A 16,769-nucleotide genomic window follows, 5' to 3' on the forward strand; every position below is an offset into this window, starting at 1 on the left:
TAGCATAGCTTGCCGGCCGAAGAAACCTCGGCAGGCCAACATCCTAAAATAAGGGGCGCAGTTGGCCTCAGTTCGTGCGCGAGAAGGTCCATTGGATCTCCGGCTGCCTGGCAACGGCGAAGGTCACCGTCAGCTGCGACGAGGCGCGAATGCCCGAGGGATCGGCAAAGAAGATGTCTTCCTCGACCGCCAGCTCGCCGTCCTGGCAGGCAAACAGCCAGATTTCACCATCGGGCGCGGTCAGATAGATCTCGCGGCCGTTGTTCTGGCGAATAGTGACGGCCGGGTGGATATGGAAGCGGGCGACTGCCACGGCCAGGTTCGTTTCATCAGGATCGCTGCCGTCGGCGCGCGAAAGCCGGTCACGCCCACGGATCATCCGGCCGCCGTTCAGCACGCCGATGTCGCGCTCGTGCAGGAGCCCAAAGGACGAGAGATAACCGTCATGGTTTGCCATGACGGATTCCTGGCGGCCCGGTTCGTCCTTGCGCTCGACGACGACGCGCGAGACGCCGCTGGTGATGATCGGGCCCAGAAACCGTGACTGCGAGAAGCGTGAGGAGGACGTGTCGTTGACGGTCACGGTGGAGTGGGCGGCGGTCATCCGTGCCATCTGGCGGAATCGTTCGCCGGCAAATTTCGGCGCGCCCGAATTGATCACGAAACGCGTCTTGCCCGAGGACATTTCGAACGAGAGGCAGCCGGCATGGGCGCTACGCGACAGGTCGACTGAAAGCGGCCGGCCGGTATCGACGATGACCACGGTGTTTTCGATCGACAGGCGCTCGTAATGCGCGAGAGGCAGCGAGCGGAATGGCTCGCCGGCGGTTTCATCATAGCGCAGCACCGAGGCAAGCTCATGCGCCAGCACCGAGGTCGCGCCGTTGAAAAGCGCCAGTTCGCCGCCCTGGTGGCGGAAGAAGCGCAGTGCCGGATACATACGATCGATGCAAGGGATCAGGCGCGACGGCACGTCATGCCCCAGATTGACATAGGTCTGGCGCAGCGGCAGCAGGTCGAGCAGCAACTCAAGCCCGGCCCGCGGGCTGCGCGAAAAGTGGCTGCCGTCGGCGAGAATCTGCCGATCAAGCTCGAAATCGAGATGGCGCGACGCCTTGCGGATCGCCGACGGCGTCGACGGCATCGAAACCGATGCCATGGCAAGCGCCATCCGCACACGCAGGCGAGCCTCGCCATCCCTGACCGTTTCGGCAATGTGACGGAGATAACGAACCTGGAAGGCCAGGCTTTTCAGGAAGCGGCGATAAAAGCCGTGCTCGGCATTGCGCAGGACCACCGGCGAATGCGAGAGCCATGCGATGATGCGCTGGGCGATGACGTCGGCATCCCAGGCAATGCCTCCGAAATTGCGGCCGTGGGTGGCAATCCAGTCGTCAACGATCTGCCGCAGGCGCACGAAGCCGGCATCCTCGCGGATCGCCCGCAGATGCCTGAGCCAGCCGAACGAATGCAGGCGGGTGGCAAATTCCAGCGACGGCAGGTCGATCTCGAAGGGCGATTCGCCCTCGGTGTCGAGCACCCGCCCAGCCAGCGGAAAGCGACCCTCGAGGATCTCCTCGGCAACGAAGGGATCGACGGCTCTGAGGTCCGTCGGCGCAACGATCAGGCGGCCGGGCGTCGATCCGGTAAAGCGCAGCGACGAGACGCGGCCGACCGAAAGTCGCCGCGACACGCGGCGCCAACCTTCGCGCGCATACAGATAAGAAAGCCTTCGCCTGCCGGAAAACACCATCAACGCCCGTCGATTTCCTTAATCCTGAAGCAAGCCGTTCGAGACGAACGAACGGCTGCATCGGCTTCGCGCCAGTATCACTCGCGCAGGGTTGCCCGAAAATCCCTATTCGATCTCCGGTACGCACGATGCGCCGTTTCAAAATGTCAGAGCGTTCTTCTCTGTCCGAAAGGACGCGCGGCGCTCCGCGTGAACTCTGGATGGTGCCGGAAAGATCATTAAACTTTTATCAATTTTATCGTCTTTGATAGGCTCATGGCCTTAAAGCGTCAAATGACGCGCCAAAACAGCCCGTGGCCGAGCCTTTCCGAAGAACGAATCGACTTTTCCAGACTTATTTGCGGCGAATCACGGCGGCGTAGAATCCGTCGAGTCCACCGGCAAAGGGTGGATCGAGCGGGAACATCGATGGCGTGGTGCGCACTTCGCCGAGCGGGGTGATCGCATCTTCAAGGCCCTGCCAATTCTCAGCCAGAACCGGCACCCGCTCATAATCATCGCCGGCTGCGACCACCCGGTCGACCACTTCCTCGCCTTCGCGTGGGTCAAGCGAGCAATTGGAGAACACGACGATGCCGCCCGGCTTGACCACCGTCAGCGCGTGGCGCAGCAGGCGCTCCTGAAGCAGCGCAAGCTTCTCGATGTCCTCCGGACCCTTGGTCCAAAGCACATCCGGGTGACGGCGGGTCGTTCCGGTCGACGAACAGGGGGCATCGAGCAAGGCGGCATCGAAAAGTTCGTCCGGCCGAAAGTCGGCCATGTTGGTCTCTTTCATCTGCGCTTCCAGGCCCAATCGCTCGAGATTGCCCTTCAGACGCCTCAGCCGGCTCGACGACTGATCAAGCGCCGTCACCTCGGCACCGGCGAGGATAAGCTGCGCCGTCTTACCACCGGGTGCCGCGCAGAGATCGACGACGGTCTTCCCGGCAATCGACCCGAAAAGACGGGCAGGGATGGATGCGGCCGCATCCTGAACCCACCACTCGCCATCGGAGAATCCGGCTAAGGAGGGGATAGAGCCCGAGAATTCTGCAAGGCGGACTGAGCCTGTCGGCAGCACCGTACCGCCGAGCCGCTCGGCCCAGGCATCCGGATCCGACTTGACAGTCAGATCGATCGCCGCTGGGGTCAGTTGCGCTTCGGCGATGAGATCGGCCTGTTCGCGTCCATAACGCTCGACCAGCCTGTCGAAGAACCAGTCCGGCATCGCAGGAACGGTTCGCAGATTTTCCAGGATCGTGTCCTTCTCGCGCGACAGGCGGCGAAGGATGGCATTGACCAGATTGGCAAACCGGCGGTTTCGCGGATCGGCCTGCGCCTGCTCGACGGCAAGATCGACGGCGGAATGATCAGGAACGTCGAGATAGAGGATCTGCGCGGCAGCCACTGCGAGCACATGGTCGAGAGCGCGCGCGCCTTCCGGAAGCGGCGTCTGCAGCATCGAGCCGATTGCCGCCTGGATGCGCGGCAGATGACGCAATGCCGAATTGAGAATGGCGCGCACCAGCGCCCGGTCGGCCTCGCTCAGTTCGCGGTAGGCCGGATTTCCGTGCTCATGATCGAGCATGCCATCGAGCGAGGTCTTGCGATCGACGACCGCCCCGAGAATCTTGGCCGCTGCCTGTCGCGTGCGCAGTCCGGGCTTCTCCGGACCGCGCTGCTCTTGCGCAGGCCTCTTCGACTTTGCCGGCTCCTTGCGCGAGCGGTTTTGTTTCGGACGTGAATCGTTGTTGTTTTCGGCAGACATCAGGACCAGGGACCTTTCGGCGGTTCGGAACCACCGCGACCCCAACCGGTAGAGGGAACAGAGCGCGATTTGCGCACCGGATTATCAGCCCGAACCGGCGGCGTCGACCCCATGGACATCTCCTGCGCCATCTGTTGCAGGGCCGCAATCCGGTTTTCAGTGTTCGGATGGGTCGAAAACAGGTTGTCCATGCGCTCGCCTGAGAGCGGATTGATGATGAACATATGCGCGGTTGCCGGGTTGCGCTCGGCATCGTCATTGTGAATCCGATGGGCAGCACCAGCGATCTTCTGCAGCGCCGAGGCGAGAGCCAGGGGCTTGCCACAGATTTCGGCGCCACGGCGATCGGCGGAATATTCCCGGGTACGGCTGATCGCCATCTGCACCAGCATGGCCGCCATCGGCGCGACGATCATTGCAATCAGCACCCCGACAAAACCGAGCGGGTTGTTGTTGTTGTTGTTTTCGCGATTGCCGCCAAACAGGAAGGCGAAGTTGCCCAGCATCGAAATGGCGCCGGCAAGCGTGGCTGTCAGCGTCATTGTCAGGGTATCGCGGTTCTGGACGTGCGCCAGTTCATGCGCCATGACGCCGGCGACCTCGTCGTAGGAGAGCGCGTTGAGCAGTCCGGTCGAGGCGGCAACGGCGGCGTTCTGCGGGTTGCGTCCGGTTGCAAAGGCGTTCGGCTGCGGGTTGTCGATGACATAGACCCGCGGCATCGGCAGGCCGGCATTCTCAGCGAGATCGCGCACGATGCCGTAATATTCCGGGGCGCTGCGTTCATCGACCTCCTGCGCACGGTACATGCGCAGCACCATGCGGTCGGAATACCAGTACGAGAAGAAATTCATACCGGCGGCGATGACGAACGCAATCATCATGCCGCCACGTCCACCAATGGCGAAGCCAACCGCCATGAACAGGGCGGTCATCACTGCAAGCAGCATGGCGGTGCGAACGAGGTTCATGAAGAGGCTCCGGGTCGTCGACGTTTCACGTGAATCAGGGTTTCCGTTCGGACAACGGCGCCTTATATGATGGGTGCAAATGCCCCGTTCTTCAATACAGATGCACGAATCCGGATACTGGCGAGATGCAGAACGACAACGACAATGCCCCCGACCGCCCGAAAAAGCCGCTGCCTGCCGCGGCCATGCGCGCGCTGAAGGAAGCGGAGGAGCGTCGGCAGGCTGAAGCGGAGAAGGTTATGCCGACAGAAATCGGCGGCCGCGGCGGCGCCGACCCGGCACGCTTCGGCGACTGGGAAATCAAGGGTAGGGCGATCGATTTCTGAGAATGCTCTCAGACGGGTTTGAAGCGAAGGAACATTTCCTTCTTTGGGATCGTCCGAAAACAACCGTGGGTCATATCGATCTCCTGCTGCCGCCCGGGAACTCCGCTTACCGTCAATCGGAATCCGGCTCACAAACGCCCGTCGATGACCCAGTCGTCTATTCAGTCCACCGCCTCGGTACGAAACATCATACAAAAAAGGGCGGCTCGAAGCCGCCCTTTTTACCGTGCGTTGCTGTTAAGCCTTGTTCTGCCGGTTGGCGATCAGGTCTTCCACAACAGCCGGATCGGCAAGCGTTGAGGTGTCACCAAGCGCACCGAAATCGTCTTCCGCGATCTTGCGCAGGATGCGGCGCATGATCTTGCCCGAGCGGGTCTTCGGCAGGCCGGGGGCAAACTGGATCTTGTCTGGCGTCGCGATCGGGCCGATTTCCGAGCGGACGTGCTTTACCAGCGCCTGACGCAGATCGTCATTGCCGACCTCACCCGCCATCAGCGAGACGTAGCAGTAGATGCCCTGTCCCTTGATCGGGTGCGGATAGCCGACGACGGCTGCCTCGGACACCAGATGGTGCGAGACAAGCGCCGATTCGACTTCGGCCGTGCCCAGCCGGTGTCCGGAGACGTTGAGCACGTCGTCGACGCGGCCGGTGATCCAATAGTAGCCATCCTCGTCGCGACGGCAGCCGTCACCCGTAAAATACTTGCCCTTGTAGGTGGCGAAGTAGGTCTGGCCGAAGCGTGCATGATCGCCATAGATCGTGCGCATCTGGCCGGGCCAGCTGTCGGTGATGCAGAGGTTGCCGTCGGCAGGTCCTTCGAGCACGTTGCCTTCGTTGTCGACCAGCTGCGGCTGGACGCCGAAGAAGGGCCGCGTCGCCGATCCGGGCTTGAGATCGGTCGCGCCCGGCAGCGGCGTGATCAGGATGCCGCCGGTTTCCGTCTGCCACCAGGTGTCGACGATCGGCGATTTCTGATCGCCAACGACGTTGTAGTACCATTCCCAGGCTTCCGGGTTGATCGGTTCGCCGACCGAACCGAGCAGGCGCAGCGACGAGCGCGAGGCGCGCTTGACGAAATCGTCGCCGGCGCCCATCAGCGAGCGGATTGCCGTCGGCGCGGTGTAGAAGACGTTGACCTTGTGCTTGTCGATGACTTCCCAGAAGCGGCCTGCGTCGGGGAAGTTCGGAACGCCCTCGAACATCACGGTGGTCGCCGCGTTGGCGAGCGGTCCGTAGACGATGTAGGAATGGCCGGTCACCCAGCCGACATCCGCCGTGCACCAATAGATATCGCCGTCGCGATAGTCGAACACGTATTCATGGGTCATCGAGGCATAGACGAGGTAGCCGCCGGTGGTGTGCAGCACGCCCTTCGGCTTGCCGGTCGAGCCCGAGGTGTAGAGGATGAACAACGGGTCTTCCGCCTTCATCTTCGCCGGCTCGCAATGCGGCTTCACGGTCGCAGTTTCCTGGTGGTACCAGAGGTCGCGGCCCGGCGCCCAGCCGATCTTGCCGCCGGTGCGGCGCACGACCAGCACCTTGTTGACGATCACGTGCTGCTTGGCGGCGATGTCGATCGCGGTGTCGGTATTTTCCTTCAGCGGCACCGGCTTGCCACCGCGCACGCCCTCGTCACAGGTGATGACGAAGGTGGATTCGCAGTCGACGATGCGGCCGGCGAGCGCGTCCGGCGAGAAGCCGCCGAACACGACCGAATGAATGGCGCCGATGCGCGCGCAGGCAAGCATCGCGTAGGATGCTTCCGGGATCATCGGCATGTAGATGGTGACGCGGTCGCCCTTCTTGACGCCATGCTTCTTCAGGACGTTGGCAAGCCGACAAACCTGCTCGTAGAGCTGGTTGTAGGTGATCTTCTTGTCGATATAGGGGTTGTCGCCTTCCCAGATGATCGCCGTCTTTTCGCCGTGCGTCTTCAGGTGGCGGTCGATGCAATTGTAGGAGACGTTGGTGAGGCCGTCCTCGTACCACTTGATCGAGACCTTGCCCTTGAAAGAGGTGTTCTTGACCTTGGTATAGGGCTTGAACCAGTCGATCCGTTTGCCGTGTTTGCCCCAGAACTTGGCCGGGTCCTCGACACTTTCCTCATACCACTTCAGATAGGTCGCGTTATCGAGCAGCGTCCGGCTCTTGGCAGACTTCAACACCGGATAGATCTTGGCGGACATTCGTTCCTCCCTGCGCATTCCTGTCTGAGGTCCCTCCCGGGGACCCCGCCTCGGCGACGAGTCATAGCAGGTCAAAGCCGCGCCGCAATTAGACAAAAGGACATTTGGAACTGGAGAATTGCAATTTTGAGACAACGACGCTATAGAGGCGCTCAATTCCCGGAAATCAGTGGTAGACTCCACGGCCCGCGACACCGGCGCGGCGGACAAAAGGACTATATCCATGGCTCAGCAACTGCTTATGCCCAAGGCAACAGCCGTCTGGCTCGTCGACAATACGGCATTGTCGTTCGAACAGATTGCAACGTTTTGCAAGCTGCATCCGCTCGAAGTGAAGGCGATCGCAGACGGTGAATCGGCACAGGGCATCAAGGGTCTAGATCCAATCGCAACCGGACAGCTGTCGCGCGACGAGATCGCCCGCGCCGAGGCAAATCCGAACCACAAGCTCAAGCTTTCGGAGCCGAAAGTCCGTGTTCCCGACTCCAAGCGCAAGGGCCCGCGCTACACGCCGGTCTCCAAGCGCCAGGATCGCCCGAATGCCATTCTCTGGCTGGTTCGCAACCATCCCGAGCTGAAGGACGCGCAGATTTCCCGCCTCGTCGGCACCACGAAGTCGACGATCGAGCAGATTCGCGAGCGCACCCACTGGAACTCGACGAACCTGACGCCGATGGATCCGGTAACGCTTGGCCTGTGCTCGCAGATCGATCTCGACCTTGAAGTCGAACGCGCCGCCAAGGGCCGTCCGCTGCCGACAGCCGCCGAGCTCGGCGCGACGCTCGAAGCAGCCCAGGAAACAGAAAAGCTCAACTTCAGCTACGAGCGCGAAGAAGAGAAGGAAATCGATGCGGATGCCGTCTTCGCCAAGCTCAAGTCGCTGAAGTCGGATCGCAAGGACGAGGACGAAGACGATCAATATTGATCGACTTGTCATGACCTGACGAAAGCCCGGATCGCTCGATCCGGGCTTTTTTGTTTGCCAGATTCAGTAGGCCGAACCGGACTGGTCCTTCAGATTGTGGCGCTCGGTCCCCTTGAGCGGTGGATTGAAGACACTGACGAGGATGAGATCCTCATTTTTTCCTCCCCGCAGGAAATGTTTGTCGTGCTGATCGAGCACGTAGATGTCGCCCTGACAAATCGGAAAGACATTGCCCTGCATATCCTCCACCTCGCCCTGGCCGGCGATGCAGTAGCAAGCCTCAAGATGGTTGCGGTACTCCAGCAATGAGACCGTATTGGCGCGAACGACGGTGTGGCAAACGGTAAAACCCATGCCATCTTTTTCCGTCAGCAGTCGGTGGCTGGTGCCGCTCCCCCATTCGACGAAATGATCGGTGGCCTCGATATCCTGCAGGCTGCGCACGAACATGTGCTATATCCTCCTATGAGAAATTCTTACATGACGAAGACCGGAATGCGTTCTCGTGATGTTGAAATCCTTATCCCACGGGACTTTTCGATAGAAAAACAACGATTTCTCAAGAGGTGGTTGAGGAGAATTTGCAGATGCTTCCGCCACTCGGCATGCTTCGCGCATTCGAGGCCGCCGCCCGGCTCGCCAGCTTTTCACGTGCCGCGGACGAGCTGCATGTCACACACGCTGCAGTTAGCCATCAGATAAGGTTGCTCGAGGAATGGTTCGGCCGGCCGTTGTTCCGGCGGGAAAAGCGCGGCGTCGGTCTCCTTCCTGACGCCGAGCGGTTGGCCGACGCCTTGACATCGTGTTTTGCGCGCATCGCGATCGAAACAGAAATGCTGCGCGCCAACGCCAAATCATCGATCACCGTCGCTTGCATCCCATCGATCGCCACGCGCTGGCTGATACCGGCGCTCAGCGATTTCCTCGAACGGCACCCGGACGTCGATGTAAAGGTAATCTACGCGATGGCCGAGCAGAGGCTGCGGGAGACGGGTTGCGACGTGCTCATCACGCTCGGTGCGGACCTATCCGTCGGGACGCAATGCGACCGGCTGTTTTCGCGTGCGAACCGCCCGGTCGCCAGCCCTCGTTACATCGAGCGCAAAGGCGCGCTCGACACACCAGAGGCAATCACCACCGCCGACCTGCTTCACGACGAGACGATCGCGCGGTGGCAAGAATGGTTTGCGACAGCCGGCCTGCCCATGGCTCGACCGCCGCGCCGCGGTCCGGTTTTCCAGGATTTCAACCTGCTGGCGACGGCCGTGATCGCCGGCCATGGCGTGGCGCTCTGCCCGGTCGAAGTCTTTCGCCGCGAGATCGAGCACGGCGATCTCATCGTCCTCTCGCCGATCGCCACACTTGAAGACGAGAGTTACTACCTCATCACCAAGAACCTGCGCAGCAAACCGGTGGCGGCCTTCAGCACGTGGTTCAGTTCCGTCGTTCGAATCTGAGGCATGCTCCTGCATGTTTCCTTAAATCCTATTCGATTTAAGGATAAAAACATGCAGCCATTCAAAGTGCTACAGCGACCTTTGCGCGTCTAATAAGACGCGCGGCGCTGTAGAATGCACGATCAGATGCCGATACCCTTGGAATGAAGCACCGCGGCAATCTCATCGAGGATCGCTGGGTCGTCGATTGTCGCCGGCATTTTCCACGGTTGGCGATCGGCGATCTTCTGGATCGTCGCGCGCAGGATCTTGCCGGATCGGGTTTTCGGCAGCCGCTTGACGCACATCGCCACGCGGAAGGCGGCCACCGGCCCGATGCGATCACGCACGAGACTGATGACCTCCCGTTCGATCTCGGATGTTTCACGGGAAACATTCGAGTTGATGACCAGAAAGCCGGCGGGGATCTGACCCTTCAGCGCGTCGGCGATGCCGATGACGGCACATTCCGCCACATCCGGATGGCTGGCGCACACTTCCTCCATGGCGCCCGTCGACAACCGGTGACCGGCGACATTGATGATGTCGTCGGTGCGCGCCATGATGAAGACATAGCCGTCATCGTCGAGGTAGCCGGCATCGGCCGTCTTGTAGTAGCCGGGAAACTCCTCGAGATAGGCCGCGCGAAACCGATGGTCGGCATTCCAGAGTGTCGGCAGACACCCTGGAGGCAAAGGCAGTTTGACCACGACGTTGCCCAGCGTGCCCGCTTCGACCGGATGACCGGCGTCGTCGAGGATCTGGACATCGTAGCCGGGTAACGGAACAGCCGGTGATCCGTATTTGACAGGCAGGAGTCCGAGTCCGAGCGGATTGCCGGCAACAGGCCAGCCCGTTTCCGTCTGCCACCAATGGTCGATGATCGGCACACCGAGCGCCCTTTCCGCCCAGCAGATCGTGTCGGGGTCGGCCCGTTCACCGGCCAGAAACAACGCACGAAACCGAGAAAGATCATGGTTCGTCACCAGCGACGCATCCGGATCCTCCTTGCGAATGGCGCGCAGCGCCGTCGGAGCGGTGAACATGACGGCCACGCCGTGTTCCGCGATAATCCGCCAGTAGGTTCCGGGATCCGGCGTGCCGACGGGCTTGCCTTCGAACAGGATCGAGGTGTTGCCGTTGAGAAGCGGCCCATAGACGATGAACGAATGCCCGACGACCCAGCCGATGTCGGACGCCGCCCAGAAGACCTCACCGGGCTGAACGCCGAAGAAATTCTGCATCGACCATTTGAGCGCAACCATGTGGCCGCCATTGTCGCGCACCACGCCCTTCGGCTGGCCTGTGGTGCCGGAGGTATAGAGCACGTAAAGCGGATCGGTGGACGCCACCGGCGTGCAACCGGCCTCGTCGCCCGCATCCTTTGCCGCCGCAAGCGCTGTGGCATAGTCGATATCGCGCACCGGCGTCATATCCGCCTGCAGCATCTCGCGCTGATAGACAAGGCAATGCGCCGGTTTGTGTTCGGCGATCGTCAGCGCCGCATCGAGCAGCGGCTTGTAGGCGACCGTGCGACCGGGCTCGATGCCGCAGCTGGCCGACACGATGAGCTTGGCCCGGCAATCGTCGATGCGAACGGCGAGTTCGTTGGCGGCGAAGCCGCCAAACACCACCGAATGCACCGCGCCGATGCGCGCGGCGGCAAGCATCGCCACCGCCGCCTGCGGGATCATCGGCATATAGATGATGATGCGATCGCCTTTGTCGACGCCGAGCTTGCGGTAGACGGCGGCCAGCGCCTTGACGTCGTCGAGCAACGCTCCATAGGAGATGCGCTCGATGCTAGACGTGACCGGGCTGTCGTAGATGAAGGCGATCTGCTCGCCACGACCGGCTTCGACATGCCGGTCCAGGCAATTGTAGCAGCTGTTGGTCAGCCCGCCGGGAAACCAGTGGCCATAAATGCCCCCTTCAGCCTCGAAGGCGCGCTCCGGCCTCTCGAACCAGTCGATCGCCTCTGCCGCCTCAGACCAGAACCCCTCCGGATCCGTCTTCCACGCGCCGTACACTTCGGAATAGCGGCTCGCCATATCCGTTCTCCTCCCAATGCATGCCGGGCGATGCCCGGCCTCCTCGTGCACAAGGATAGGCTAATGAGAACGAAGGTGAACCCCGACGAAAGCGTAATGCGACGTTTTGGCCGTCAGCGTGATCCGAAAATTGCCGAACCGACGCGCACGCTGGTCGCGCCGAACTGGACCGCCGTTTCGAAATCTCCGGACATGCCCATCGACAGCCTGTCGAGCATGCACGCGCCGGCTAGTTTCGCCAACAGCGCAAAATGCGGACCGGGGTTCTCGTCGACAGGCGGAATGCACATCAGACCCTCGATAACCATATCCAGTTCCTCGCGGCAGAAGGTCACGAACGCGATGGTTTCTGCAGGCGCAATTCCGGCCTTCTGCGGTTCCAGACCGGTGTTGACCTGGACATAGAGACGAAGCGTCCTGTCCTGGCGCTTCATTTCCGCCGAGATCGCCCGGGCAATTTTCTCGCGATCGACGGTCTCGATGACATCAAACAGGGCAACGGCTTCTGCCGCCTTGTTGGACTGCAGCGGCCCGATCAGATGCAGCGCCAGATCGGGGCTTTCGCCCTTCAGCAGCGGCCATTTGCCCTGTGCTTCCTGCACGCGGTTTTCGCCGAACACGCGTTGGCCGGCCTCGATCACCGGACGGATCGCGTCAGCGTCGAATGTCTTGGAAACGGCAACGAGGCTGACGGCATTCTTTGGGCGCTTTGCCGCCCTTTCCGCCGTGTGAATCCGGCTCACGACATCCTGTAACCGCTCTTGAACTTCCATGGATATATTCTCCGACATAACGACCTTCCGGGCGATAACTAGCGGATTAGGCAAACTTGCGCGCCTTGCCAAGGCCATCGCCGCTCGAGCCGGCCCAAATCCGCCAAAGTGTCGCGCCAAACCCTTCGAAAACTTGACCACCAAGCGGTTTCATGATGAAGGTCACCCCAACTATCATGAGGGCGCTCCCTTGCCCCGCAGAACTTCCGGAACACCTAAAAGACATGTCTACCGAACGATATAATCCGCGTGATGCCGAGCCGCGTTGGCAGCAGGAATGGGAAAACGGCGAGGTCTTCAAGACCGAGAACGATGATCCGCGCGAAAAATATTACGTGCTCGAGATGTTCCCCTATCCGTCCGGGCGCATCCACATGGGCCACGTGCGCAACTACACGATGGGCGACGTCGTCGCCCGCTACAAGCGCGCCCGGGGCTTCAACGTGCTTCACCCCATGGGTTGGGATGCCTTCGGCATGCCGGCGGAAAACGCCGCCATGGAGCGCGGCGTGCATCCGGCCAGCTGGACCTATCAGAACATCGCCTCGATGAAGGCGCAGCTGAAGGTCATGGGACTGTCGCTTGACTGGAACCGCGAATTCGCGACCTGCGACCCTGAATACTACCAGCGCCAACAGCACCTGTTTATCGATTTTCTCGAGAAGGGCCTGGTTTACCGCAAGCAGTCCAAGGTCAACTGGGACCCGGTCGACAATACCGTTCTCGCCAACGAGCAGGTCATTGACGGCCGCGGTTGGCGTTCCGGCGCGCTCGTCGAGCAGCGCGAGCTGACGCAGTGGTTCTTCCGCATCACCGACTTCAGCCAGGAACTGCTGGACGCTCTGGACACGCTGGACCAGTGGCCGGAAAAAGTACGCCTGATGCAGAAGAACTGGATCGGCCGCTCCGAGGGCCTGTCCATTCGCTGGCAGATCGTCGAAGGCACCGCCGCCGCCGACACCACGGAACTGACCGTTTACACTACCCGTCCGGACACGCTGTTCGGCGCCTCCTTCCTGGCGATTTCCGCCGATCACCCGCTTGCCAGGCAGGCAGCGGCAAAGGATCCGGCAATCGAGGCCTTCTGCGAGGAGTGCCGGCGCGCCGGGACCTCACTTGCAGCGCTCGAGACCGCTGAAAAGAAGGGCATGGACACCGGCATCCGCGCCAGGCATCCACTCGACGAAAGCTGGGAGCTGCCGGTCTACGTCGCCAACTTCGTCCTCATGGACTACGGCACGGGCGCGATCTTCGGCTGCCCGTCCGGCGACCAGCGCGACCTCGACTTCGCCCGCAAGTATGGGCTTCCAGTCGTTCCGGTCGTCATGCCGAGGGATGCCGATGCCGAAAGCTTCGCGATCGGTGACGAGGCCTATATCGGCGACGGCGTGATGATCAATTCGCGTTTTCTCGACGGCCTGTCGACGGAAGACGCGTTCGAAACCGTGGCATCGAAGCTGGAAAAGTGCGTGTTGGCCGGCGCGCCGCGCGCCGAACGCAAGGTCAATTTCCGCCTGCGCGACTGGGGTATTTCCCGCCAGCGCTATTGGGGCTGCCCGATCCCGGTCATCCATTGCGATGACTGCGGCGTCATTCCCGTTCCCAAGGCCGACCTGCCCGTCATCCTGCCGCCGGACGTCACCTTCGACAAGCCGGGCAACCCGCTCGACCGCCATCCGACCTGGCGGCACGTGGCCTGCCCGCATTGCGGCAAGGACGCCCGTCGCGAGACCGACACGATGGACACCTTCGTCGATTCGTCCTGGTACTTCACGCGCTTCACGGCTCCTTGGGAGGACGACCCGACCGATCCGAAGACGGCCAACCACTGGCTGCCCGTCGACCAGTATATCGGCGGTATCGAACACGCGATCCTACATCTGCTCTATTCGCGCTTCTTCACCCGCGCGATGAAGGCGACCGGCCATGTTGCCCTGGACGAACCGTTCAAGGGCCTGTTCACCCAGGGCATGGTGGTGCACGAGACCTACAGCCGCGGCGAAGGCGCCCAGCGCGAATGGATCACGCCGGCGGAAATCCGCATCGACGAGGTCGACGGACAGCGCCGCGCCGTTCTGCTCGAGACCGGCGAAGACATCACCATCGGCTCGATCGAGAAGATGTCGAAGTCGAAGAAGAACGTCGTTGATCCTGACGATATCATCGCCTCCTACGGCGCCGATACCGCACGCTTCTTCGTTCTGTCCGACTCGCCGCCCGACCGTGACGTCATCTGGTCAGAGTCTGGCGTCGAAGGCGCCCATCGCTTCGTTCAGCGCGTCTGGCGCCTGATCGGCGAGGCGGCGGAAACACTTCGCACAGTCGAGGCGGCGCCAGCCCATGAAGGCAGCGGACTCGTTCTCTCACAGGCGGCCCACAGGACGCTGCGCGCGGTTGAAGCCGATTACGACAAGCTGGCCTTCAACAAGGCCGTGGCACGTATCTATGAGCTCGTGAACGTGATTGCGGCCCCCTTGACCCAGGTTGCTGCCGGCAAGGCCGATGCGGCGCTGGCAGCGGCTGCAAAGGATGCAACATCGATCCTGGTCAACCTGATCGCCCCAATGATGCCGCACCTGGCCGAGGAATGCTGGCAGGCGATCGGCGGCAAGGGCCTGATCGCCGAAAGCGGCTGGCCGAAGTTTGATGCGGCGCTCGTCGTTGAGAATGAAGTCACGCTGCCGGTCCAGATCAACGGCAAGAAGCGCGCGGATTTGACAATCGCGCGCGATGCAGATCAGACTGCGATCGAGAATGCCGTTCTCGCTCTCGATGCCGTCAAGTCCGTTCTCAACGGCAGCAGCCCCAAGAAAATCATCGTCGTGCCTCAGAGGATCGTCAATGTCGTTGTCTGATAGAGCTGGCTCCAGCATCCGGTCGCTCCCGATGCTGGCTGGTGTTCTTATGTTGACCGCGCTCGCCGGCTGCCAGGTCAGGCCACTTTATTCCGATGCGGTCGGCACATCGGCAGCGCTTGCGTCGATCGAAATCTCCGATGCGGATGACCGTGTTGAGCAGGAGGTGCGCAACGCATTGATCTTCCTGGCCGCCGGCGGCCAGGGAGAACCGGCGAACCCGCAATATCATCTGGCGCTGAACGTCACGACCCGCGTCATGGGCACGCTCTTTGATCAGGCACGGGACCGGGCAGCCGCAGGGCGTATCGTCGTGAAAGCGGACTATAACCTGTCCAGGGCCGGCACGGGCGAAACCATCAAGTCAGGCAACCGCACGGCCGTCGCGCTTGTCGACTTTCCCGTCCAGGAGTTTGCCAAGGTCCGCGCCGTCCGCGATGGCGAGAACCGCGCTGCAAGGGAACTGGCAGAGCTGATCCGGGCCGATATCGCCGCGGCCCTCAGCCGATAGAGCATTTCCAGGAAAAGTGCGAAGCGGTTTTCCGGCAGGAATTGCGTTGAAACAAAGGGATAGAGCGTTTCTGGGAGTCAGTCTAAACTGGAAACGCTCTAGGCGGTGACGGAATGAGCGAAGTCAAGTCGCACGAATTCGACTCTTTCCTACAGAAGTCAGCGGCACTTTATCGCCTCTTTGTCCTCTACGGACCAGACCGCGGGCTGGTTTCGGAGCGGGCAGAGGCGATCGCGTCGCGCAGCGGCGTTGCGCTCGACGACCCATTTTCCATCACCAAGCTCGATGCCGGGGATCTGCAACAGAGCCCCGGCCGGTTGCTCGACGAGGTCAATTCGATCGGCCTCTTCGGTGGCGAAAGGCTCATCTGGGTCCGCGGAGCCGCCAACGAGAAGGCGTTGGTCGATGGTCTGCAGATTTTGGCCGGCGAACCGCCGACCGGTAGCTATGTTGTCGTCGAAGCGGGTGATCTCAAGAAGGGATCGGCGCTGCGCAAGGTGGCCGAGACGGCACGTTCGATCGCGACTATCGCCTGCTACAGCGACGACGCCCGCAGCCTGCAGGCGTTGATCGACAAGGAATTGGGCGAAGAAAAACTCGGCATTACTCCGGCGGCACGTGAACGGCTGATGGAAGCGCTTGGCGGCGACCGCCTGGCATCGCGCAACGAAGTACGCAAGCTTGCACTCTATTGCCGTGGCAAGAGCACCGTCGACGAATCGGATGTGACCGACATTGTCGGCGATGCCAGCGCCATTTCCGTTGATGATGCTGTCGATGCGGTCCTGAAGGGTGACCTTGACGGTCTATTGCATGCGATGCAGAAGATAACCACGTCAAAAACGCCCGCCTTCCTCGTTTTGCAGGGGTGCCTCAGGCAGTTTCAGCAGCTCGATCTGATGCGCGCCGAAATGGATGCCAGCCGCCAGCAGGCCGGCCAGGTTATCGCCACCATGGGCCGGCACCTGCATTTTCGTCGCAAGCCCATCATCGAAGCAGCCCTCAGACATTGGTCTTCGCCGGCGATCCGCCGCGAACTGACACGGCTTCAAAATACGATCTATCAGAGCCGCACGCGCCAGAGCCTCGAGGAGAGCATGGTGCTGCAGAACCTGTTGGCGATTGCCGTGCAGTCAGCCAGACGCTGAGAGCCCGCAAAAGCAGGCTCAAATCAGCCTATCGGGCAATTGGAAGCGCGCTTAAAGCCTTTCCAGGAAAGGTGCGAAGCGGTTTTCCG

The 16,769-nt window shown here is 61.4% G+C and carries 13 protein-coding genes; 6 read left to right on the top strand and 7 right to left on the bottom strand.

Annotated features, from left to right (window positions below; genetic code table 11):
- Window positions 1–67 precede the first annotated feature (67 nt).
- The 3 genes from ASD00_RS10285 to htpX form a co-directional block, all read right to left on the bottom strand.
- A complete protein-coding gene (locus tag ASD00_RS10285; protein ID WP_025425283.1) occupies window positions 68–1,753 on the bottom strand; it encodes a heparinase II/III family protein in 1,686 nt (561 codons plus the stop codon).
- Window positions 1,754–2,087: 334 nt separating this feature from the next.
- A complete protein-coding gene (locus tag ASD00_RS10290; RefSeq protein WP_025425284.1) occupies window positions 2,088–3,500 on the bottom strand; it encodes an RsmB/NOP family class I SAM-dependent RNA methyltransferase in 1,413 nt (470 codons plus the stop codon).
- The gene (htpX, locus tag ASD00_RS10295) at window positions 3,500–4,468 is read right to left on the bottom strand and encodes a zinc metalloprotease HtpX (protein ID WP_057206463.1); all 969 of its coding nucleotides are present in this window, start codon (window positions 4,466–4,468) and stop codon (window positions 3,500–3,502) included. Before htpX ends, ASD00_RS10290 begins: the two co-directional genes overlap by 1 nt.
- Window positions 4,469–4,593: 125 nt before the next feature.
- Here htpX and ASD00_RS10300 point away from each other — a divergent pair, with 125 nt between their 5' ends.
- Window positions 4,594–4,794, top strand: coding sequence for a DUF1674 domain-containing protein (locus tag ASD00_RS10300; RefSeq protein WP_038575773.1), 201 nt, complete (start codon window positions 4,594–4,596; stop codon window positions 4,792–4,794).
- Between the two features lie 237 nt (window positions 4,795–5,031).
- Here the strand turns inward: ASD00_RS10300 and acs are convergent, their stop codons facing one another.
- The gene (gene acs / locus ASD00_RS10305) at window positions 5,032–6,981 is read right to left on the bottom strand and encodes an acetate--CoA ligase (RefSeq protein WP_025425286.1); all 1,950 of its coding nucleotides are present in this window, start codon (window positions 6,979–6,981) and stop codon (window positions 5,032–5,034) included.
- A gap of 223 nt (window positions 6,982–7,204) precedes the next feature.
- Between acs and ASD00_RS10310 the strand changes: the two genes are divergently transcribed.
- On the top strand, window positions 7,205–7,906 hold the full coding sequence (locus ASD00_RS10310; protein WP_025425287.1) for a DUF1013 domain-containing protein: 702 nt from the start codon (window positions 7,205–7,207) through the stop codon (window positions 7,904–7,906).
- Between the two features lie 63 nt (window positions 7,907–7,969).
- Here the strand turns inward: ASD00_RS10310 and ASD00_RS10315 are convergent, their stop codons facing one another.
- On the bottom strand, window positions 7,970–8,356 hold the full coding sequence (locus ASD00_RS10315; RefSeq protein ID WP_057206465.1) for an ectoine synthase: 387 nt from the start codon (window positions 8,354–8,356) through the stop codon (window positions 7,970–7,972).
- Window positions 8,357–8,493: 137 nt separating this feature from the next.
- On the opposite strand from ASD00_RS10315, the gene ASD00_RS10320 reads away from it, so the two are divergent.
- Window positions 8,494–9,363 carry a LysR substrate-binding domain-containing protein gene (locus ASD00_RS10320; protein ID WP_025425289.1) on the top strand — a complete coding sequence of 290 codons (870 nt, stop codon included), beginning with the start codon at window positions 8,494–8,496 and terminating at the stop codon, window positions 9,361–9,363.
- A gap of 122 nt (window positions 9,364–9,485) precedes the next feature.
- On the opposite strand, the gene ASD00_RS10325 is transcribed toward ASD00_RS10320, so the two are convergent.
- Entirely contained in the window at window positions 9,486–11,393 is a 1,908-nt protein-coding gene (locus ASD00_RS10325; RefSeq protein ID WP_025425290.1) for an AMP-binding protein, read from the bottom strand.
- Window positions 11,394–11,506: 113 nt separating this feature from the next.
- Window positions 11,507–12,166 carry a YggS family pyridoxal phosphate-dependent enzyme gene (locus ASD00_RS10330; protein ID WP_025425291.1) on the bottom strand — a complete coding sequence of 220 codons (660 nt, stop codon included), beginning with the start codon at window positions 12,164–12,166 and terminating at the stop codon, window positions 11,507–11,509.
- A 224-nt stretch (window positions 12,167–12,390) separates the two neighbouring features.
- Between ASD00_RS10330 and leuS the strand changes: the two genes are divergently transcribed.
- The 3 genes from leuS to holA all read left to right on the top strand — a co-directional run bounded on the left by leuS (window position 12,391) and on the right by holA (window position 16,680).
- Window positions 12,391–15,021 carry a leucine--tRNA ligase gene (gene leuS / locus ASD00_RS10335; RefSeq protein WP_057206468.1) on the top strand — a complete coding sequence of 877 codons (2,631 nt, stop codon included), beginning with the start codon at window positions 12,391–12,393 and terminating at the stop codon, window positions 15,019–15,021.
- Window positions 15,008–15,532, top strand: coding sequence for an LPS assembly lipoprotein LptE (gene lptE, locus ASD00_RS10340; protein WP_025425293.1), 525 nt, complete (start codon window positions 15,008–15,010; stop codon window positions 15,530–15,532). Before leuS ends, lptE begins: the two co-directional genes overlap by 14 nt.
- Window positions 15,533–15,645: 113 nt before the next feature.
- Window positions 15,646–16,680, top strand: coding sequence for a DNA polymerase III subunit delta (holA, locus tag ASD00_RS10345; RefSeq protein WP_025425294.1), 1,035 nt, complete (start codon window positions 15,646–15,648; stop codon window positions 16,678–16,680).
- Window positions 16,681–16,769 lie beyond the last annotated feature (89 nt).

It is taken from the genome of Ensifer sp. Root31 (genome assembly GCF_001424825.1).
Taxonomy (GTDB): domain Bacteria; phylum Pseudomonadota; class Alphaproteobacteria; order Rhizobiales; family Rhizobiaceae; genus Ensifer; species Ensifer canadensis.